The organism is Faecalibacterium sp. I4-1-79 (assembly GCF_023347235.1).
In the GTDB taxonomy this organism is placed as follows: Bacteria; Bacillota; Clostridia; order Oscillospirales; family Ruminococcaceae; genus Faecalibacterium; species Faecalibacterium tardum.
On the sequence record NZ_CP094467.1, the window covers coordinates 3,035,948 to 3,055,295 of the forward strand.

At 58.7% G+C, this 19,348-nt stretch carries 18 protein-coding genes and 1 tRNA gene; 10 read left to right on the forward strand and 9 right to left on the reverse strand.

The genetic code is table 11. From position 1 onward, the window contains the following. Positions 1 to 76: 76 nt before the first annotated feature. A complete protein-coding gene (locus MTP36_RS14995; RefSeq protein WP_249251991.1) occupies positions 77 to 796 on the forward strand; it encodes a LytR/AlgR family response regulator transcription factor in 720 nt (239 codons plus the stop codon). Positions 797 to 938: 142 nt separating this feature from the next. On the opposite strand, the gene MTP36_RS15000 is transcribed toward MTP36_RS14995, so the two are convergent. The 3 genes from MTP36_RS15000 to MTP36_RS15010 form a co-directional block, all read right to left on the reverse strand. Continuing rightward, positions 939 to 1,862 carry a glycosyltransferase gene (locus MTP36_RS15000; protein WP_249252002.1) on the reverse strand — a complete coding sequence of 308 codons (924 nt, stop codon included), beginning with the start codon at positions 1,860 to 1,862 and terminating at the stop codon, positions 939 to 941. A 20-nt stretch (positions 1,863 to 1,882) separates the two neighbouring features. Beyond that, positions 1,883 to 2,926, reverse strand: coding sequence for a glycosyltransferase family 2 protein (locus MTP36_RS15005; protein ID WP_249252013.1), 1,044 nt, complete (start codon positions 2,924 to 2,926; stop codon positions 1,883 to 1,885). Between the two features lie 152 nt (positions 2,927 to 3,078). Continuing rightward, positions 3,079 to 3,729: an HAD family hydrolase gene (locus tag MTP36_RS15010; protein WP_249252014.1), complete on the reverse strand. Its 651-nt coding sequence runs from the start codon at positions 3,727 to 3,729 to the stop codon at positions 3,079 to 3,081. Between the two features lie 180 nt (positions 3,730 to 3,909). Here MTP36_RS15010 and MTP36_RS15015 point away from each other — a divergent pair, with 180 nt between their 5' ends. Together MTP36_RS15015 and MTP36_RS15020 are read left to right on the forward strand one after the other, a co-directional pair. Beyond that, complete coding sequence (locus MTP36_RS15015; protein WP_249252016.1) at positions 3,910 to 5,091, forward strand: patatin-like phospholipase family protein; 1,182 nt, start codon at positions 3,910 to 3,912, stop codon at positions 5,089 to 5,091. Beyond that, positions 5,078 to 6,709 (forward strand): phosphoenolpyruvate--protein phosphotransferase, encoded by a 1,632-nt coding sequence (locus MTP36_RS15020; protein ID WP_249252024.1) that lies wholly within the window; start codon positions 5,078 to 5,080, stop codon positions 6,707 to 6,709. Before MTP36_RS15015 ends, MTP36_RS15020 begins: the two co-directional genes overlap by 14 nt. 502 nt (positions 6,710 to 7,211) lie before the next feature. Here MTP36_RS15020 and MTP36_RS15025 read toward each other — a convergent pair. Continuing rightward, positions 7,212 to 7,955, reverse strand: a complete 744-nt coding sequence (locus MTP36_RS15025; RefSeq protein ID WP_015537187.1) for an RsmE family RNA methyltransferase — start codon at positions 7,953 to 7,955, stop codon at positions 7,212 to 7,214. A 31-nt stretch (positions 7,956 to 7,986) separates the two neighbouring features. Continuing rightward, positions 7,987 to 8,901, reverse strand: coding sequence for a 50S ribosomal protein L11 methyltransferase (gene prmA, locus MTP36_RS15030; protein ID WP_117949965.1), 915 nt, complete (start codon positions 8,899 to 8,901; stop codon positions 7,987 to 7,989). A 235-nt stretch (positions 8,902 to 9,136) separates the two neighbouring features. On the opposite strand from prmA, the gene MTP36_RS15035 reads away from it, so the two are divergent. Then, positions 9,137 to 9,739 (forward strand): GNAT family N-acetyltransferase, encoded by a 603-nt coding sequence (locus MTP36_RS15035; RefSeq protein WP_249252026.1) that lies wholly within the window; start codon positions 9,137 to 9,139, stop codon positions 9,737 to 9,739. A 98-nt stretch (positions 9,740 to 9,837) separates the two neighbouring features. On the opposite strand, the gene MTP36_RS15040 is transcribed toward MTP36_RS15035, so the two are convergent. Next, the gene (locus MTP36_RS15040) at positions 9,838 to 11,577 is read right to left on the reverse strand and encodes a hypothetical protein (RefSeq protein ID WP_249252028.1); all 1,740 of its coding nucleotides are present in this window, start codon (positions 11,575 to 11,577) and stop codon (positions 9,838 to 9,840) included. Between the two features lie 28 nt (positions 11,578 to 11,605). Continuing rightward, positions 11,606 to 12,286: a TetR/AcrR family transcriptional regulator gene (locus MTP36_RS15045; protein WP_212792316.1), complete on the reverse strand. Its 681-nt coding sequence runs from the start codon at positions 12,284 to 12,286 to the stop codon at positions 11,606 to 11,608. Positions 12,287 to 12,418: 132 nt separating this feature from the next. Between MTP36_RS15045 and MTP36_RS15050 the strand changes: the two genes are divergently transcribed. The 3 genes from MTP36_RS15050 to trxA all read left to right on the forward strand — a co-directional run bounded on the left by MTP36_RS15050 (position 12,419) and on the right by trxA (position 14,812). Then, positions 12,419 to 12,841, forward strand: a complete 423-nt coding sequence (locus tag MTP36_RS15050; protein WP_394803386.1) for a dihydroxy-acid dehydratase domain-containing protein — start codon at positions 12,419 to 12,421, stop codon at positions 12,839 to 12,841. 98 nt (positions 12,842 to 12,939) lie between these two features. Then, a complete protein-coding gene (locus MTP36_RS15055) occupies positions 12,940 to 14,295 on the forward strand; it encodes a GntP family permease (protein ID WP_249252030.1) in 1,356 nt (451 codons plus the stop codon). 208 nt (positions 14,296 to 14,503) lie between these two features. Beyond that, entirely contained in the window at positions 14,504 to 14,812 is a 309-nt protein-coding gene (trxA, locus tag MTP36_RS15060) for a thioredoxin (protein WP_005921611.1), read from the forward strand. Between the two features lie 75 nt (positions 14,813 to 14,887). Here the strand turns inward: trxA and MTP36_RS15065 are convergent, their stop codons facing one another. Then, positions 14,888 to 15,550, reverse strand: coding sequence for a helix-turn-helix domain-containing protein (locus MTP36_RS15065; protein WP_249252032.1), 663 nt, complete (start codon positions 15,548 to 15,550; stop codon positions 14,888 to 14,890). 165 nt (positions 15,551 to 15,715) lie between these two features. Continuing rightward, entirely contained in the window at positions 15,716 to 17,320 is a 1,605-nt protein-coding gene (gene pckA, locus MTP36_RS15070; protein WP_005921605.1) for a phosphoenolpyruvate carboxykinase (ATP), read from the reverse strand. A gap of 511 nt (positions 17,321 to 17,831) precedes the next feature. Between pckA and MTP36_RS15075 the strand changes: the two genes are divergently transcribed. The 3 genes from MTP36_RS15075 to MTP36_RS15085 all read left to right on the forward strand — a co-directional run bounded on the left by MTP36_RS15075 (position 17,832) and on the right by MTP36_RS15085 (position 19,302). Beyond that, the gene (locus tag MTP36_RS15075) at positions 17,832 to 18,233 is read left to right on the forward strand and encodes a hypothetical protein (RefSeq protein WP_249252033.1); all 402 of its coding nucleotides are present in this window, start codon (positions 17,832 to 17,834) and stop codon (positions 18,231 to 18,233) included. 259 nt (positions 18,234 to 18,492) lie between these two features. Next, the gene (locus MTP36_RS15080; protein ID WP_249252035.1) at positions 18,493 to 19,119 is read left to right on the forward strand and encodes a hypothetical protein; all 627 of its coding nucleotides are present in this window, start codon (positions 18,493 to 18,495) and stop codon (positions 19,117 to 19,119) included. 107 nt (positions 19,120 to 19,226) lie between these two features. Further along, positions 19,227 to 19,302: transfer RNA gene (locus MTP36_RS15085), tRNA-Lys, on the forward strand. The last annotated feature ends 46 nt before the right edge of the window (positions 19,303 to 19,348 follow it).

Below are 19,348 nucleotides of genomic sequence, written 5' to 3' on the forward strand. Positions count from 1 at the left end.
AATTTTTCCGCTGAAAATATCCAGAGCACATGCGGAGGATATTTCAAATCGTCTACCCTGCAAAGGAAGCCAAACCATGATCTTTCACATTGCGATCTGCAGCCCGGACGGGGCGCTGCGCAGCCGGCTGGAGCACCAGTGCATGGAGTTCTTTGCCCGGCGGGAGGATGCCTGCATCGTGGAGCAGCTGCAAAGCCCGGAAGCGCTTTTGCAGCAGGATGCCGCCGGGCTGCGGTACGAGCTGTACCTCATCGAGCTTGCGGCGATAGCCCGGCCCGAAGGGCTTGCGGCGGCAGCAGAGCTGCGCCGCCGGGGCCGCCGCGCGCCGCTGGCCTTTGTGGCACGCACCCCGGCCCACGCATACAGCGCCTACCGGGTGGACGCCATGCAGTATCTGCTGCAGCCGGTGCACCAGCCGGAAGTTTCTGCCCTGCTCAAGCGGGCGGTGGAGCCGGAATATGGCCCCACCCTTACCGTGACTACTGCAGACGGCGTGCGGGCGCTGGCCTATGCCGAAATTGAATATCTGGAATGCACCCACCACATCGTGCACTTTCACCTGACCACCGGAGAGGATGTGGCCTCCCTCTCGCTGCGGGTGCCCTTTTCTGCTGTGGCACAGCCGCTATTGACGGACGGTCGCTTTGTGCAGCCGCACCGCTCCTATGTGGTCAATCTGGAAGCAGTACAGCTGCTGTCCCCCGGCGAGGTACGGATGCGCAGCGGGGCGCGCATCCCCATTCCCCGCGGGCGGGAAGCCGCCGTCCGGGAGGCTTTCTGCGCTCGATTGGGGTAAAAAGTAAAAAGTCGCTGCACATTCGTGCAGCGGCTTTTTTGCTTGACGATTTAAAATGGCTTCCGCTGCGCTTTAGCCATATTCAGCGGAAAGAATATTTTTAATTTCGCGGTTGTCGCGGCTTTTGTTTTACGGAAAATTATCACTTGGACTGGGTTCTGCGCTTCAGCAGGGTCTGGACAGGGCCTGCGGGCATGAAGCGCTCCGACTGGGCAATGAGGGTGTGGTACAGCCGCAGCTGATTGCCACGGGCGATCCCCAGTTCGGACAGCATCTGCTTGTAATGGGGAAACATCTGCAAACGGCTGTTCACGACCTTGCTAAGGTCTGCATTGGTGTGCAGCAGGCTCTGGGGGTTCTGGATGTAGTAATAGCCCGGGTCGGCAAGGGCGGTATAGGCCTTCGCCAGCCGGAAATACCGCACATTGAACAGCTGATCCTCGTTGTAAACTTCGCGGGTGAACCAGAGCCCCGCGTTCATCAAAAGGCTGCGGCGGTACAGCTTGTTCCAAACAACGTTGAAATAGAAGGAGGAGGGCTTTTTCATGTACTCCTGCATAAACTCCTTCTGTCCGTAGTTCCCGGCGGGCAGAAAGCTGTAAACGTTCACCTCCGGCTCGGCGGTGTCGGTCTGTACGCCCAGCTGCGCCAGCAGCTTTTCGGTGCGCCGACCGCTTTTGCTGGAAGCCAGCGGGATCACCATCCAATAGGGTGCAATGACCAGATCGGCATAGTTCTTCTCGGCGGCTTCCACCATGCGGGCGGTAAAGGTGGGTTCGATATAATCATCGCTGTCCACGAACTGCAAATACTTGCCGTGGGCAGTGCGCATCCCGGCGTTGCGCGTGAGAGAAAGCCCCTCGTTCTCCTTGCTGATGACCACCACGCGGGGGTCTTTTGCCCGGAACTGCTCACAGATGGCAAGGCTGCCATCCGGGGAGCCATCGTTCACCACGATGATCTCAAGGTTCTGGTAGCTCTGGCCGCAGATGCTTTCCAGACAGCGGGCAAGGGTCTTTTCCACGTTGTAAACGGGCACGATCACGCTGACGAGCGGGGTGTTCATGGGGTTCCTCCTTCACAGGCTTACTCCGTTCCGAGTTTCTGCTTTTTCTTGGCGGCAGTCTTTCGTCCGCTGCGCTCGGCGGCAAGCTCCGCTTCCTCGTCGCTGCCGGCAAAAAAGGCATACCAGTACTCTGCCGCGTCGCTCAGCGCCTTCTGGATGCCAATCGTGGGGCTTACGCTTTCCGCCAGCCCCAGCAGCGAGGCGTGCAGCTGGGTCTGCACCTCCTCGTAGAGGCCCAGTTTCGTGTAAAGAGCCTTATAATAGTCTATCATTTGCAGACGGTTCTGCATGATGGTGGACAGATTGATCTGGGTGTGGCAGATGCTCTGCGGATTCTGGACATAGTAATAACCCGGTTCCTCCAGCGAGACCACCCGTTCCACAAATTCCAGATACCGGATGTTGAACTGCTGATCCTCGGCGTGGATCAGCTCGTTGGTAAACTCCAGCCCGTGGGCGTTCAATACGTCCCGGCGGTAGAGCTTGTTCCACACCACGTTGTAGAAAAAGGTCACGGGCTTTTCCATCAGGTGCAGCGCGTAGCTTTTCTGGTCGTAGACACCGGCGGGCAGAAAACCATACTCCCGGTACTCCACCTCCGGCTTTTTCCTGCGCAGCTTCTTTTTGGCGATGTCCTCCGGGTTGCCTGCCTTGACCTTTTCCCGCAGCTGCTCCTTCTGGATATCCCGGGGGATCTCCATCCAGTAGGGCGAGATGACCAGCGTGGCATCGTGCTGCTCGGCAGCTGTCACCATACGCTGGGTAAAATCCGGGGCAAGGTGGTCATCACTGTCCACGAACTGCAAATATTTGCCCTGTGCCAGCCGCATACCCACATTGCGGGTAATGGAAAGGCCCTCGTTTTCCTTGTCCACCACCGTCACGCGGGGGTCTTTTGCACAAAACTGATTGCAGATCGTAAGGCTGTCATCCGTAGAGCCATCGTTCAGCACGATGATCTCCAGCTCCTGATAGGTCTGGCTGCAAATACTTTCCAGACAGCGGGCAACACTATTTTGCGCGTTATACACAGGCACGATAATGCTGACGAGCGGGTTTGTCATGACAGGGATCTCCTTTTGACGATAAGGTTTGGTTTTTTTCGCTTCACCAAAGCACGTCTTTGTAAAAAAGACGTAATTATTTATATTATCATACTCCTATGGCACGCAAAATGCAAGGGGATGGGCGTTTTATCCATCCGGGAGCAGGCAGTTTATACCTGCGCCCAGTCCAGCGCAGTCCAGTCCGGCAAAAACTGATTGCATACCCGGCGCAAAGCGGGAGCATCGGCAGCGCTGGTGGTGTCCTGAATGCCCACCAGATAGAAGCCGGCGTCGTGGGCAGTCTGGGCAGCGTAGAGCGCATCCTCGCACACGGCGCACCCGGCGGGCTCCGTGCCGCCAAGGCGGTGCAGCGCCTCCATAAAGGGGGCGGGGCTGCTCTTGCTCATAGCGCCCCGCGCCTCGATGTAAAAATCAAAGTATTCGTCGATGCCAAGGCGGGTCAGTACGGCGCGGCACTGGCTGCTCCATGTGTTGGAGCACACGCACATCCGCGCGCCCTCGGCCCGCAGCCGGGCAAGAGTGTCCCGCACGCCGGGCTTCAGTTCCACCTTCTCGTACAATTGGGCGATCACCTCGCGCATCACGTCCAGATAGCCGTTCCTGTCCAGCGGCAGCGCATATTCCCGGATGAGGTACTGTGCGCCGTCCTCCATGCCCATGGTCAGCAGGGTCTCGTGCAGGTCTGCCTTCGGGGTGCGGCCAAAGCGCGCCAGCAGCGCCTCCGGGGCACCCTCCCATACCACCACCATGCTGTCGGTCAGGGTACCGTCCATATCAAAGATCCATTGTTTGCAGTGCATACTTTCCTCCTGTTGTGCGCCCCTCCGGGCTGTCTCTATACTCATCTCCGGCTAGTATAGCACGAAACTTTCACAGGAAAAAGGCATGATCTCTGAAAATTCGGGAGAATTTTATCCGAAAGTATGGTATAATTATGACAATTTTAGAAAATACCGGGAACGTGCACGGGAGGGCTGGATATGGAACGCAGAGAACCCACGCAAAAGGCGCTGGTGCTGGCAGGCGGCGGCGCGCGGGGCAGCTATCAGGTGGGCGTCTGGCGGGCTTTGATGGAGCTGGACTGGCACCCGCAGATCATTACCGGCACCAGCGTGGGCGGGCTGAACGGTGCCATGTTCGTACTGGACCTGTACGAGACCGCCCGGGATATGTGGCTGACCATCCGCAGCCGGGATGTGATGGAGCTGCCGGAGGAAAACGCCGACTTTTCCGCCCTGCATCAGTTTCTGCGCCGGGTGGTAAAGGAAGGCGGCATGGACGTGACCCCGCTGGAGGAGATCGTGGAGCGGGTGCTGGACGAGGACGCGCTGCGGGCAGCGCCCATCCGGTTCGGCATCGTGACGGTGGAGCAGCGGGGGCTGCGCCCCCGGGAGCTGACGCTGGAGGATATCCCCGCCGGGCAGGTGCGGGACTACCTGATGGCTTCGGCGGCCTGCTTCCCCGCATTGCGGGCGCGGCAGATCGACGGAGTAAAGTTTTTGGACGGCGGGTACAGCGATAATATGCCCACCGGTCTTGCCAAGACCATGGGCGCAGAGGAGCTGGTCTGTGTGGACCTTGAGGGCGTGGGCATCACCCGCCCCAACCTGACCGGCCTGCCCACCACCATGATCCGCAGCTACTGGGAGCTGGGCGATATCCTGCACTTCGACCCCGACACCGCCAAGCGCAACATGGAGCTGGGCTATTACGACACCCTGCGCGCCTTTGGACGCATCCGGGGCTGTGCCTACGCGGTGGACAGCGGTGCGGACAGCAGCGCCGATGCCGAAGCCTTCCGCGCAGCCTTTGACGCAGTGCAGAAGGAGGTGCGGGAGAAGTACCCTGTCACCCTTACCGCCGATGCCGCTTTACTGCTGGCACGGATGAAGGACGCCCAGCTTGCCCCGCTGGAAGCCGCCGCCGAGGATGCCGGGGTAGACCCCACCCACTTTTATACCACCCGGACGCTGGCTCAGGCGTTTCTGGCGGCGTGCGATAAAGACCGCATGGAAAGCTTTGCCCCGCTGTTCACGGGCAGCAGCACCGCCGGGCAGGCGGCGCTGGCCGCTTTGCTGCCCAATACATTCTTACAGGCGCTGGTGTGGCGCACTTTAACCGCATCGGCTTTGCCGGAGGTGACAGAAGATGAAGGTTTATAAAGGCGTATCCGCTTCCCCGGGGTTGGTTCTGGGACAGGTGAGCCGACTGGAGCATCATGTGGAGACCTTCAGCCACGGGCCTTTCAACCCGGAGCGGGAGCTGCGGCTGCTGGCAAACGCCGTGCACACGGCGCAGAATGAACTGGACTCCATGGCAGAGCGTGCCGCGCCCACCGAGCAGGCCATCTTTTTGTTCCAGAGCATGATGCTGGACGACGAGGGCATGATGAACGAGGTGCGCTTTTGCATCAATGCGGGCATCAGCGCTTCGGCGGCGATGCATCAGGTGGGGCAGCGCTACGCCGACCAGCTTGCCAACATGAAGGATAACCCCTATATGCAGCTGCGCAGCGTGGATATTCTGGACGCCACCCGCCGGGTGATCAACATCCTGACCAACCGTCCCCGGGTGTGGCTGGCGCTGGATCATCCGGTGATCCTTGCCGCCGACCGGCTGATGCCCACCGACCTGTTCAGTGTGCCCTCCGGCATGATCTTGGGCGTCATCACCGCCGAGGGCAGCGGCCAGAGCCATGCCGCCATCATTGCCCGGGCAATGAACATCCCGGGCATCGTGCAGGTTGGCAAGGATTTTCTGGACGACTGCGACGGCCGCACCGTCATTCTGGACGCAACCAACGGCAACTGCATCCTGGACCCGGACGCCGTCGCCCGCCAGCAGGCGGAGGCCAGCATCTGCCAGCTCCAGCGCGAGGACGCGGAGATGAAGCAGCTGCACAGCCTGCCGGATGAAACGCGGGACGGCGAACCCTTTGAGCTGCTGGCAAACTGCTTCGGCCCGGAGGATATCGACACCGCCATGCAGTCCGGTGCCAAGGGCGTTGGGCTGCTGCGCAGCGGCTACATGATGCTGCCCGGGCGCATTCTGGACGAACAGGAGCAGTATTTCTTCTATTGCTCCTGTCTGGCAGCGGCAAACGGCTGCCCGGTGACCGTGCGCACCTTCGACTTTGGCTCCGACCGTACCGTGGCCGACGCCAATCAGGGGCCGCAGTCCTCCAAGCTCGGCCTGCGCGGCATCCGCAACAGCCTGCGCCAGCCCCAGCAGTTCCAGACCCAGATCTGCGCTTTGCTGCGCGCCGCCGCCCGGGGGCCGCTGCGGGTGATGTTCCCCATGGTGACCGATGTAGAGGACTGGGACGCCGCCATGAGCATTGTGGAACACTGCCGCCAGAACCTGCGGGAGCGGGGCGTGCCCTTTAACGAAAATACCCAGTTCGGCGTGATGCTGAGCATCCCCGCCGCCTGCCTGACCGTGGAGGACTTTATAGCCCACGGCTGCGATTTTCTGGTCATCGGCACCAACGACCTGACCCAGTACACCCACGCCGCCGACCGCGAGCTTGCCAGCGCGGAGCACTACTACCGCCCCGCCAGCCCAGCCATGAAAAAGCTGATCACCATGGTGATGGATGCCGCCAGCGCGCACCACGTCCCGGTGACCATCTGCGGCCTTGCCGTAGGCAACCCCGCCAACACGGCGCAGTACCTGCACCTTGGTCTGCGCAGCTTCTCGGTAAGCCCGCAGAACCTGCTCAAGGTAAAGCGAGCTCTGCTGGACACCGATGCCCACCCGGATGCAGGGGAAAATACCTGAAAATACTTTACAAAGCGTAATATAACGCAAAATAATAAGAGGCTGTTGCACAAACCCCTGTGCAGCAGCCTCTTTGATGTTGTGTTTTTTACTTTAGCGGGCTCGCCCTCTCCGTCATCGCTGCGCGATGCCACCTCTCCCAAAGGGAGAGGCAAGAGCACTGCCGGAAACTTCCTCATTGCACCTAACACTTCAGTAATGAACCTTACGGCTTGGCTCTCCCTTTGAGGAAAGACTTCCCCCGCCCCGGGGGAAGATGTCACCGTAGGTGACAAAAGGGGGAATCTGGCGCGGGAGCGCCTGAGAGGGCGAAGGCTTGTTACAGTACATCGAGAGCAAGCAAAACAAAAAAGATTGACCGCCACAGTTTTCCCGACTCAAACGGCCAATCTTTTCTGATTGTCTAGGGTATGGAAGCTGACCGTTGCCGGGCAGCACCTTTTCTGTTCTCAGTATAATCATTCCGGGCGTATTTGTCAAGCAGATACGTTCTTTTTTATGCTTACTCCAGATTCCCGGTCAGGGTCATGACGGCGGAGAGCACCGCCAGCGGGGCGGTCTCGCAGCGGAGGATGCGGGGACCAAGACCCACCGTTTTTGCCCCGGCGCTCGCGGCCATTTCGGCCTCCTCGGCGGCAAAGCCGCCCTCGGCGCCGGTCACAATGGCAAGGCGCAGCTTTTGCCCGTCGGCGGGCTTTGCCTCTGCCAGCAGTTGGCGCAGGGGTGCGCCGCCGCACTCGTAGCAGAACAGCACAAGATCGTACTGGTCAAAGCTGCGGCACACCGCCCCAAAGTTCGGCAGCGGCAGGGCTACGTCCGGCAGAACGCCCCGGCCGCACTGCTTGGCGGCTTCCAGCGCAATGCGGTTGTAGCGCTCGTTCTTCTGCTCCTCTTTTTTGGGTGCAGCCACGCAGTAGCGGCTGAAGAAAGGCACGATATGCGCCGCGCCCAGCTCGACCCCGTGCTTGATGATCTGTTCCAGCTTGTCCTGCTTGGGGTAGCCCGCCAGCAACGTCACCTCCACGGTGGGCTCGGCGGCGCTGGGGTAGCCCGGCTCTACGGCAAAGTCTACCCTGTCCTCCCCAAAGCCGGTGATGGTGGCGGTGTACTCTACGGCGTTGCCGTCGCAGAGGATGACGGTATCCCCCGGCTTTGCCCGCATCACCCGGGCAAGGTGATGGGCGTCCGCACCCCGCAGGGTGGCGGTGCCGTCGGAGATCTCGGTGGTAAAGTAGCGGTGCGGCATACTGTGCGCTCCTTCTTATAATATTTGAATCTCAGGCCTTTTTGCAGACGATGCACTCCCAGCCGCGCTTTTCCTTGACCTCCACGACGGACAGACCGGCTTTTTCCAGCCCGGTGATCACCTCGTCCTTGCGGCTGTCGATGATGCCGCTGGCAATAAAGGTGGCGCCCTCGGCCATCAGTCCGGGCACGGCGGGCGCAAGGCTGAGGATAGCATTGGCCACGATGTTGGCAGTGATGATATCATAAGTGCCGCTGGCCTTATCGGACAGGTCGCCCACCAGCACGGTCAGCTTGTCCTGCACGCCGTTCAGCGCAGCGTTCTCCCCGGCAGTGCGCACCGCCACGGGGTCGATGTCCACACCCTCGGCGCTGGCAGCGCCCAGCTTGAGGGCGGCAATGGCAAGGATGCCGCTGCCGGTGCCGATATCCAGCACCCGCTCGCCGCCGCGCACCTGCTCGTCCAGCGCTTCAAGGCAAAGGCTGGTGGTCTCGTGACCGCCGGTGCCGAAGGCAAGGCCGGGGTCAAGGATCAGCTTGACCCGGTCGGTGTCGTACTGCTGCCACGAGGGCACCACAGCCAGACGGCTGCCGATCTCCATGGGGTGGTAGTATTTGCGCCAGCCGTTCTGCCAGTCCTCCTGCTCCACGCCCTCGGTCTCCACGGTGTAGGGGATGCCGGCGGCTTCCATACGGGCGGCGATGAGCGCCAGCGTCTCCACCTGAGAAGCACCCGGCTCCAGATACAGATGGATGATCACGGTATCCCGGGGCTTGTCCAGCAGCTCCTGCTCGATCAGGTCCACATGGGCGATCTCGGCCACCTGCTGCTCGATGTCGCTGTAATCCTCGATGTAGATGCCGCCCTCGGCGATCAGGGTAGCAACGGCTTCGGCGTTTTCGGCATCAGCCTTGGCCACGGTCAGGCGGATATCGGTCCATTCCATAGTACAAGTCTCCTTTTTGTATGCTTACCCTTCCGGCAGCGCCGGAGGGAAAAATTCTGTTACCTGTATAGTACCCGATTCTGCGCCCGGATGCAAGCCCCTTGGCAAAACCGGCGGCGCTGCCGCCCGAAAGGGTGCACAGATTGACTTTCGGCAGAACATCCGTTATGCTATATTGGACAAGGCAAAAAATGTGATGCTGCGCAAAGGAGCATCGGAAAGGGATCTTTATCGTATGTGTACTAAAACCTTCACATGGCGGCTGCTCACCGGCCCCGAGCTGACCGAGGTGTATCTGAACGAGATGCGCCGGGACTTCCCCGCCGGGGAGCTGAAGCCCCTGAGCATGATCCTGACCAGCGAAGCGGAGGGCACCGCCCACACTTGGGGCGTGTTTGACGGCGACACGCTGGCGGCTTATCTTTTGATGGTGCGGCCGGAGGGCTGCCGGGTGAGCCAGCTGGATTATTTTGCTGTCGTGCCCGCCTACCGCGCCCACGGCATCGGGGCACAGCTGCTGGCGCAGCTGCCCGCCCAGGAGGGCGACGCCGAAGCGATCCTGATTGAAGCCGAAATGCCGGAAAAGGCCGAGGACGCCGCCATGGCGGTGCGGCGGCTGGGCTTTTACGCCCGCTGCGGCGCGTGGGACACCCACTACACCGAGCATCTTTTTGACGCATGGTTCCGCATTCTGGTGCTGGACTGCCCGGGCTGCGCACCCCTTGCCCCGGAGACTGCGGTAGAGGCACTGACCGACTGCTACCGCCGCACCATCAGCCCTACCCAGTGGCAAAAGCACGTTCAGTTCTTTGCCCCGGACGGCAGTACATACTGCTGATCGCGCAGGAGACCACCTATAACAAAGCCCGCCCACCTGTGGAGACCCACGGTGGGCGGGCATTTTGCGTTTTATTGTTCCTGCCGCTGTAAAAGCATTCAGAGGGCGGCGGTCTGGGGTACCAGCCGGAAGAGCATCACGGGCAGCTCGCTGTTTACAAAATCCAGCGTAAGGATGATCTTTCCGCGCTTTGTTTCAAAAGGCATCTCCGTCTGTGTGCCGTCCGGGGCAATGCGCACAAGCGTTTTGCCTTCCAGCAATCCGGCGGGCAGCGCGAGCCTTACCCGACCGGTGGGCTGCGTCAGGCTGCCTGCGGTCTCAAATGCCACACTCAGGTATTCCCCATTCGTCCGTGCGGTCACATCCTCCGCAGAAAGGCTTCCGATGAGCGGCCATGCCGTTGCGGCGTCGATCATTTCCAGCTGCGCGGCGTTTTCTGCCTGCCCGCACACGGGGCAGAAGGTCAGCGTTTCGCCTTCCGCAGTGCGGAAAGTAAACTTCCGGCAATCAGTGCTGCCCGTGTGCGCGCAGCCCTGCCGCAGACAATCGGCGCTCTGAGAGCCGGTTCCGTTCGGGGACCATGCACCGAACTGGTGTCCCAGCTTATCGGTCGGGTCTGCGGTGTAGCTGTCTTTGCAGCGGGAGCAGGTAAAAACAGTGTAGCCGTCTGTTTCACAGGTAGGCTCTACGGTAACAGCCTGATAATCATGGTTCAGCGCGGGCAGTTCCGCATAGGTGGTATAGTCACAACGGGAGCAGGTTTCGTAAGCATTCCAGCCCTTTTCCGTACAGGTGGGGGCTTTTGCATCGTGATTCACCAGATCATGGTTCAGTGCGGTCAGCTCTGTATAGGTGGTATAGTCACAACGGGAGCAGGTATCGTAGGCGTTCCAGCCGATTTCCGTACAGGTGGGAGCTTTTGCTGCGTGCTGCACCAGAGCATGATTCAGTGCGGGCAGTTCCGCGTAGGTGGTATAGTTGCAGCGGGAGCAGGTTTCGTAAGCGTTCCAGCCCTTTTCCGTACAGGTGGGAGCTTGCGCTTCGTGCTGCACCAAATCATGTTTCAGCGCGGGGATTGCTCGATAAGTGGTATAGCCGCAACCGCGGCGGGTGCAGCCTTCGTAAGCGTTCCAGCCGGGTTTCGTACAGGTGGGGGCTTTTGCTGCGCGACGCTCCAGAGCATGGTTATTTGGGTCTTTTTCGCCGTATTCCACCTTACACACCTCACAGACCGCTTTGGTGGTGCAGGTTGCTGTGCCACCGGTACAGCTTGCGGTACCTTGTAAGCCGCAGCGCAAGCAAATGATGCGGTGCGTGCCGTTGCCAAGGGAGGAGTTCGCCGGATTTATCCATTTGTGATCGCCGTCGTACCGCCCTTTGCAAGTGGTGCACGTTCCCGGGCTGATGCAGGTCGCGCTGGGGTCACCGCCGCAGGGTGCGTTCTCTTCTTTTGCGTCGCAGTTGGGGTTCGTGCATCTGCGGGTGTGCGTGCCGTTGCCGTTAGGCTTCCACTCGCCCCATGCGTGACCGGGGATGTCGTATTCCGCGCCGCAATCTTCACAGATTTTGCCCTCGGTGCAGGTGGGACCTTGGGTACCGCCGGTATGTACCTGTAAAAGCGTAACATTGCCATCGTTGTGGCAGTTCTGGCATTCAGTTACATAAACCCTATGATAGGTCGAATCATATTTTCTGTATCCGAGGATCTCACGTGTCTCCCTACTCCCACAGCGGGAGCAGTGCACCGGGACTGTTTCTGCCGCCGCTTTTAACACGATCCCCGGTATCAGGCACACCATTGCCAGCACCGTCAAACACCAGATCAGCCATTTTTTCATGTTACTCCCTCCTTGTCATCAAACCTTGTTATCCTTTCAGATCAAACTGCACGGACAGCGATGCAAGCACGGCATCTACCACCTTCCGCGCCTGGGCAAGCATATCGATCTCCGCCACAAAAGCGATGACCTGCTCGCGCTCCTGCGCGGGGACCTGCAGCGCACTCAGGCTCATGCTCAGATAGCGCCGTATTTTACGCTCCAGCGTAAAGTAGGGGTCGCACCGCCGTGCCATGTAGCCGCGCATCATGCCAGCCGTGCCCAGCTCCATCTCGTAGAAATCGCACTCGGCGCACCCGGGCAGATACGCGCTGAACGCCGCCTGCAGCTCGGCCGTGGTGCTGCGGTGGATGATCTCTGCCGTGGCGGGGAAGGTGTATGCTTCCACATAGATATCCCGCAGATTCTCGCTCAGCTCGGTCATCGCCAGCTGCAAAGCCGTTTCCACCGCGTAGAGGTACACCGGCGAGGGGGCGTTTGCCGCCAGCGGCCTTACCGCGCCGAACTGCCTGCTGAACATCATGCCGATCAGCTCGGTCAGCACGCCGTCCTTGGTGCGGAAAATATTCTGGAACGACCCGGCGGAAACATCTGCTTCCTTTAAAATTTCTGCCACCTTGGTGTTCGTGTAGCCTTTTTCCAGAAAAAGCCGGACACAGGCGGTCAGGATCCGCCGTTTTGCTTCTTTGCTGTCGTATCTGCGCGCCATTGGAAATCATCCTTTTCTATAATTGGTTTCTGACCTAATTATATATTGATTTGAAAATTGCGTCAAGTAAACTTTTAAGGGCGTATTTTGGGCAATTTACCAGTTTTCAAAAAATTGACGCATCTCATGGGGATGCGTGACTGCAAGAGCAAGTCGGAAATAGAGAAAGAGAAATGCCCACTTGCTCGAGAACTTCTCAGGGGAGTGGCCATCTGCGCCGACCCGAAGCTGGCTTCCAGCGTAGCGCTGATCACCGACGGACGCTTCTCCGGCGCAAGCCGCGGCCCGGTCATCGGCCATGTCAGCCCGGAGGCTGCCGTGGGCGGCCCCATCGCACTGGTGGAGCCGGACGACCTGATCCAGATCGATGTGCATAACCGCAAGCTGGCCATCGTAGGCGTGAAGGGCGAGCCCAAGACCCCCGAGGAGATGGACGCCATCCTCGCCGAACGCCGCGCCAACTGGAAGCCCAAAGCACCCAAGTACACCAAGGGTCTGCTGAAGCTCTACTCTCAGCACGCCGTCAGCCCCATGAAGGGCGCATACATGGAGTAAACCACTCCATATAAACAACAAGAAGTAAACTGTCCGGCGGGTTTTGCCGGACGGCTTGGATAAGTGCAACCAAAAATCACGAAACGGAGGAATTTTCTATGACCGCAGTTGCAACGCCCGATGCGGCACGGCTGGTTTTTGCTGCCGTGGCAGGCCTGATCCTATTGCTCATTCTCATTATCAAGTTCAAGGTACACGCCATGATCTCCATCCTGATCGGTGCGGTGGGCATCGGCCTGATGGCCGGTATGCCCCTGTCCGACATCATCGGCTCGGTGAACGAAGGCATCGGCAACACCTTAAAGGGCATCGCCCTTCTGGTGGGTCTGGGCTCCATGTTCGGCGCTATTCTGGAGGAATCCGGCGGCGCACAGACCTTGGCTGTGACCATGGTGCGGAAGTTCGGTGACGAAAAGGCCGCGTGGGCACTGGGCATCACGGGTCTGGTGGTGGCCATGCCGGTGTTCTTCGATGCCGGTCTGATCATCCTCATCCCGCTGGCCTTCTCTCTGGCAAAGCGCACCAAGCGCTCTGTGCTGTACTACGTCATCCCCCTGCTGGCCGGTCTGGCTGTCGGCCACGCTTTCATCCCGCCCACGCCGGGCCCCGTGCTGGTGGCTACCATGCTGGGCGTTGACCTTGGCTGGGTCATCCTCATCGGCATCTTCTGCGGCATCTTTTCCATGATCGCCGCCGGTCCCATCTGGGGCAGCATCTGCGGCAAAAAGTACATGGTTGAAGTCCCCGAGCACGTTGCACAGCAGGCAGACATTGACGAGAGCAAGCTGCCCAAGTTCGGCACCATCGTGGGCATCATCATGATCCCGCTGCTGCTCATCATCGCAAACTCTGTGGCAAAGGTGGTGCCCGCGCTGGCCGGCATCCAGCCCGTTCTGGCCTTCCTCGGCGAGCCCTTCATGGCTCTGCTGCTGGCTACCATCGCTGCGATGTACCTGCTGGGCACCCGTCACGGCTACACTAACGCCCAGCTGGAAAAGATCATGACCAAGTCTCTGGAGCCCACCGGCATGATCCTGCTGGTCACTGCCTGCGGCGGCGTGCTGCGCTATATGCTGCAGAACTCCGGCTTGGGCGATGTCATCGGCAACGCCGTGGCAAACGCCAGCCTGCCGCTGGTGCTGGTGGCCTTCATCGTGGCTGCTCTGGTGCGTATCTCGGTGGGTTCCGCTACCGTGGCTATGACCATGGCCGCAGGCATCATCTCCGCCATGCCCGGCCTCAGCGCGCTGAGCCCGCTGTACCTTGCCTGTGTCACCGCTGCCATTGCAGGCGGCTCCACCGTCTGCTCCCACTTCAACGACTCCGGCTTCTGGCTGGTGAAGAGCCTTGTGGGCATGGACGAAAAGACCACCCTCAAGACCTGGACCATCATGGAAACGCTGGTGGGCGGCGTGGGCTTCCTGGTAGCACTGGTTATTTCCTTCTTTGCCTGAGCGCCTGTCCGGGGCCTGCACCCCGGGATAAGCGTTGAAGATATCCTTATTCATTTACCTCGTTACCTCCTTCAAAAACAGCCGCTCCGGGTGCGCCCGGAGCGGCTGTTTTTTGTGTCTGCGTGACCCGGTCACGGAAAAGCGGGCGGCGTATGGGGTATACTGATGGTGTCAGTAAAACACAACACCCATTCAGGAGGGAAAAAATATGGCAGTCATCAACATTACCAAGGAAAACTTTGCACAGGAAGTGCTCCACAGCGAAAAGCCCGTACTGCTGGACTTCTGGGCCAGCTGGTGCGGCCCCTGCCGGATGCTGAGCCCCGTGGTGGACGAAGTAGCCGAAGAGCGCACCGATGTAAAGGTGGGCAAGGTGAACGTGGACGAGCAGCCGGACTTGGCGGCCCAGTTCGGGGTAATGAGCATCCCCACCCTGCTGGTGTTCGAGCAGGGCAAGCTGGTGCGTCAGGCCGTGGGCGCCCGCCCCAAGGCCGGTGTGCTGGAGCTGCTGGGCTGAATTATCGTTTTGAATGTGGTACAGCGGAACGCCTGCGGGCGTTCCGCTGTCTCTTTTTTACGGAAATGGTTGGCATCAATTCAAAAAAATCATCCACGCTTCTACAAATGGAATTACAAAACCAAAGCAAAAGAAAAACAAAAGATCCAGCACAACTTTCATCCATCTGGCAGAACGTGTACCGAAGGACATGGCATGAATGATGAAAAGATTGATCTCGCCCCAGCGGCGATAATAGCCTGTCTGTTCAAAACTGTTCCAGATCTCCAACGATAAAAATTCAATGCCAGCACACAACGGGAAAATGACGAGAGAATGCATCCAGCCGTCTGCCCGAAAAGAACCATCGCCAAGACCATACCAGTGCACCGCAATGGTACCGGGGCAAGCCAAAACACCCCACAAGGCAAGCGCAATGCTCAGCCCAAGCAGGGCGGTGCGCACGGAATGCCAATCTACGGCGTGCTGTCGGCGCAGCATGGTAAAGAAATCTTCCAATTGGACGGTCGGTGCGGCATCGGCTTCTTCTGGGGCGCGGCAGTGCATAAGGTCGGCAAGGGTCAGCCCCAGAGCATCTGCCAGAGGTTCCAGTGTGTTGATATCCGGCAGACCGATGCCCCGCTCCCAGCGGCTGACAGCCTTGTCAGTAACGTGCAGCTGTTCCGCCAGCTCAGCCTGTGTCAGCCCCTGTGCTTTGCGCATCCGGCTCAGATAATTTCCGAAAGTTCTGGCATCCATTTTATCAACTCCCTTGGAAAAAGCATAGCATAAGGCCGCACAAAACGCAATCGACGCTCTGTTTACCCGAGAAAAACAGCAAAGCGCCCGCCCTATGGTTCGAGCAGAACCACGGGGCGGGCGCTTATTTTATATGGAGTTCAGAAGAAAAATGCGGGATTCAGCTTACAGCTGGGGGCCTGCGGAGACCAGAGCCTTGCCGTGCTCGTTGCCCTCGTACTTAGCGAAGTTCTTCACGAAGCGGCCAGCCAGATCCTTTGCCTTCTCTTCCCACTGAGCGGCATCTGCGTAGGTGTCGCGGGGATCGAGGATGGCGGGGTCAACACCGGGCAGAGCGGTGGGAACCTCAAAGTCGAAGTAGGGGATCTTCTTGGTGGGAGCCTCGTTGATAGCACCGCTCAGGATAGCGTCGATGATGCCGCGGGTATCCTTGATGGAGATGCGCTTGCCGGTGCCGTTCCAGCCGGTGTTGACCAGATAAGCCTTTGCACCGCTGGCCTTCATCTTCTTGACCAGCTCCTCAGCGTACTTGGTGGGGTGCAGCTCCAGGAAAGCCTGACCGAAGCAAGCGGAGAAGGTGGGGGTGGGCTCGGTGATGCCGCGCTCGGTGCCTGCCAGCTTTGCGGTAAAGCCGGACAGGAAGTAGTACTGGGTCTGCTCCGGGGTCAGGATGGAGACCGGGGGCAGAACGCCGAATGCATCAGCAGACAGGAAGATCACGTTCTTTGCTGCGGGAGCAGAAGAAACGGGACGCACGATGTTCTGGATGTGGTTGATGGGGTAGGACACACGGGTGTTCTCGGTGACAGACTTGTCAGCGAAGTCGATGTGGCCCTCGGCATCCAGAGTGACGTTCTCCAGCAGAGCGTTGCGCTTGATGGCGTTGTAGATATCGGGCTCGGACTCCTTATCCAGGTTGATGACCTTAGCGTAGCAGCCGCCCTCGAAGTTGAACACGCCGTTGTCGTCCCAGCCGTGCTCGTCATCGCCGATCAGCAGACGCTTGGGATCGGTGGACAGGGTGGTCTTGCCGGTGCCGGACAGACCGAAGAAGATGGCGGTGTTCTCGCCGTTCTTGTCGGTGTTGGCAGAGCAGTGCATGGAAGCAATGCCCTTCAGCGGCAGGAAGTAGTTCATCATGGAGAACATGCCCTTCTTCATCTCGCCGCCGTACCAGGTGTTGACGATGACCTGCTCCTTGCTGGTGATGTTGAACAGCACAGCAGTCTCGGAGTTCAGGCCCAGCTCCTTGTAGTTCTCGACCTTAGCCTTGGAAGCGTTGTAAACAACGAAATCAGGCTCGAAGTTCTCCAGCTCCTCAGCGGTGGGACGGATGAACATATTGGTAACGAAGTGTGCCTGCCAGGCCACCTCCACGATGAAACGCACTGCCATGCGGGTATCCTTGTTGGCGCCGCAGAAAGCATCCACGACGTACAGGCGCTTGTTGGACAGCTCCTTCTGAGCGATCTCCTTGACAGCCTTCCAAGCCTCCTGAGAAGCGGGGTGGTTGTCGTTCTTGTACTCATCGCTGGTCCACCACACGGTGTCCTTGGAGTTCTCGTCCATCACGATGAACTTGTCCTTGGGAGAACGGCCGGTGTAGATGCCGGTCATCACGTTCACAGCACCCAGCTCGCTGACCTGACCCTTCTCGTAGCCTTCCAGCTCGGGATTGGTCTCCTCTGCGAACAGCTGCTCGTAGGAGGGGTTGTGCACGACTTCAGTCGTGCCGGTGATGCCATACTTGGTAAGATCCAACTTTGCCATATTTGCGTACCTCTACTTTCGTTTGATCCTTACATAACTCTGTGTAGGAGATGCAGCGCCATTTATGGTATGGACACCGCATAAGGGGGAGACAGCACAGAACGATGCAATGCAAATTCTCCTGTCTATCATTATACACAAAAGCTTTCCAAAAGCAATAAATGGAAGGTTCTGTTTGCAAAAAAGAAACAAATTTCATAAACAAGCTTTCCCGCATAAAGTAATTTCACGAAGCCTTGCAGGGACGCGGACCATGAAAAATAAGGCGGGACGGGGAAAAACCGACATTTTGATAAAAGTTTGACAAACCGGGATGCAAGGTGGGACCCCGGCCCCAAAGGGGCGAAAGGCCACAGCAGGCAGCTCTTTGGCGCAAGACCGAGAAAATGTAAATAAGCACAAAAAATAAGATAATAGTTAAAAAAAATAATGGCGGTATGATATAATAAAGCTAGAGAGGACTCTCCGAGAAACAGAAACCAACGTACCGAAAGAAAGGAAGTGCTTTTCCATGAAAAAGATCGTCCCGATCCTGCTGGCCATGGTTTTGGCCCTGACCCTTTGCCTGGTGGGCTTTGCGGATGCAGAACGCTATGACGATGACCCTTTGGAAGAAACGGCGGCTTCCACGTCCGAGGAGGCCTTGGAGGAGGCAGAGCCGGTTCCTGCCAGGAGCAGTGAGTGCGACGCTTGTGGGAAAATGTCTCGCGTAACCCCAAAAAAAGACACGTTTGAGACCGGACCGGAGGAAGTAAAATGCATCCATTATCCCCACGGGACGGACGAAGTCTATCATCGGAATGCTACGTATTACGAGGTCTGCGGTTCCTGCGGATACAAGTCCGGCACATGGACTGTGGACGAGGGAGAGTCGCTCCGGTACTGCCACGGGTGGTCGGCGACAAAGCACTGAGTTCCGGGGAGAGCGATTTTTGTACGGCTAAATGGAGAGGCCCCTGTAGCAGGGTGCCGCTGACCGTTTCAAGAACCTGTGAGAAACAGCAGCCCAGAGCCCTGAAAACAGCTTTGGGCTGCTGTTTTTGCCCTTTTTTGCAATATTTCGGCCAGAAGAAACGTTTTAGTGGTAAAGGGACCTTACTTATGCTATACTGGTTCTGTATATAGATGATACTTTTCCCCCTTTGCCGGGGGCTGACATAAGGGAAACTGCCATGAAAACCATCTACATTCTGCTCACCCGCTCCGGCACGCTGCTGTCCAAACTGGTCTATGCCGCCACCGGTTCCAGCTATACCCACGCCTCCATGGCCTTTGATGCAGAGCTGAGTTGCCTGTATAGCTCCACCCGCAAAAACGGCTACACCATGTTCCCGGCGGGTCCCAGCAAAGAATACCTGAACAAGGGCGTTTTCCGTCTGCGGGACGACGCCCCTTGTGCGCTGTATGCGCTGGAGGTGTCCGATGAGGCCTATTTCCGCGCCCTGCACCGCGCCGAGGAGTTCATGCGCCACAGCGAGGAGTACAGCTTCAACACGCTGGGGCTGATCTTGTGCGGGCTGCATATCCGCTGGCAGCGCCGCCGGCATTATTTCTGCTCCCAGTTTGTCAGTGAGGTGCTGGAGCAAAGCGGTGCACTGGCGCTGCCCAAGGACAGCACCTTGATGCACCCCAACGACTACGCCCTGCTGCCCCAGCTGAAGTGCCTGTACAAAGGACGCTTGGCCGACCTGCCCCAGCGTAAGGCCATGGAGCTGGGCGAGACGCCCTCCATGGTCAGCATCTATACCGGTCTGCTGGTGGAGCTGCTGCAGCACCGGGCGCAAAGGTTTTTTGAGTAAAGCTTTTGGGCATAAACCTGAAATTTCGGCTTTTTTGAGCACTGCTCTTGCATTTTGCAGCCAATTGTGGTAATATTATTCGGCGGTATTGTTTTGCCGCAGAATATGCGCTCGTAGCTCAGCCGGTAGAGCATCTGACTTTTAATCAGAGGGCCAGGGATTCGAGTTCCCTCGAGCGCACCAAAATCCCACGAAGAATCGCAAGATTCCTCGGGGGATTTTTCGTTTT

Bases quoted from the DNA above. Each gene is read 5' to 3' on its own strand.
- pckA (WP_005921605.1), bottom strand. From the start codon at position 17,320: ATGGCAAAGTTGGATCTTACCAAGTATGGCATCACCGGCACGACTGAA.
- MTP36_RS15035 (WP_249252026.1), top strand. From the start codon at position 9,137: ATGTGTACTAAAACCTTCACATGGCGGCTGCTCACCGGCCCCGAGCTG.
- MTP36_RS15005 (WP_249252013.1), bottom strand. From the start codon at position 2,926: ATGACAAACCCGCTCGTCAGCATTATCGTGCCTGTGTATAACGCGCAA.
- MTP36_RS15045 (WP_212792316.1), bottom strand. From the start codon at position 12,286: ATGGCGCGCAGATACGACAGCAAAGAAGCAAAACGGCGGATCCTGACC.
- MTP36_RS15010 (WP_249252014.1), bottom strand. From the start codon at position 3,729: ATGCACTGCAAACAATGGATCTTTGATATGGACGGTACCCTGACCGAC.
- MTP36_RS15025 (WP_015537187.1), bottom strand. From the start codon at position 7,955: ATGCCGCACCGCTACTTTACCACCGAGATCTCCGACGGCACCGCCACC.
- MTP36_RS14995 (WP_249251991.1), top strand. From the start codon at position 77: ATGATCTTTCACATTGCGATCTGCAGCCCGGACGGGGCGCTGCGCAGC.
- MTP36_RS15000 (WP_249252002.1), bottom strand. From the start codon at position 1,862: ATGAACACCCCGCTCGTCAGCGTGATCGTGCCCGTTTACAACGTGGAA.
- MTP36_RS15055 (WP_249252030.1), top strand. From the start codon at position 12,940: ATGACCGCAGTTGCAACGCCCGATGCGGCACGGCTGGTTTTTGCTGCC.
- MTP36_RS15020 (WP_249252024.1), top strand. From the start codon at position 5,078: ATGAAGGTTTATAAAGGCGTATCCGCTTCCCCGGGGTTGGTTCTGGGA.
- prmA (WP_117949965.1), bottom strand. From the start codon at position 8,901: ATGGAATGGACCGATATCCGCCTGACCGTGGCCAAGGCTGATGCCGAA.
- MTP36_RS15080 (WP_249252035.1), top strand. From the start codon at position 18,493: ATGAAAACCATCTACATTCTGCTCACCCGCTCCGGCACGCTGCTGTCC.
- MTP36_RS15050 (WP_394803386.1), top strand. From the start codon at position 12,419: ATGCGTGACTGCAAGAGCAAGTCGGAAATAGAGAAAGAGAAATGCCCA.
- MTP36_RS15065 (WP_249252032.1), bottom strand. From the start codon at position 15,550: ATGGATGCCAGAACTTTCGGAAATTATCTGAGCCGGATGCGCAAAGCA.
- MTP36_RS15015 (WP_249252016.1), top strand. From the start codon at position 3,910: ATGGAACGCAGAGAACCCACGCAAAAGGCGCTGGTGCTGGCAGGCGGC.
- MTP36_RS15040 (WP_249252028.1), bottom strand. From the start codon at position 11,577: ATGAAAAAATGGCTGATCTGGTGTTTGACGGTGCTGGCAATGGTGTGC.
- MTP36_RS15075 (WP_249252033.1), top strand. From the start codon at position 17,832: ATGAAAAAGATCGTCCCGATCCTGCTGGCCATGGTTTTGGCCCTGACC.
- trxA (WP_005921611.1), top strand. From the start codon at position 14,504: ATGGCAGTCATCAACATTACCAAGGAAAACTTTGCACAGGAAGTGCTC.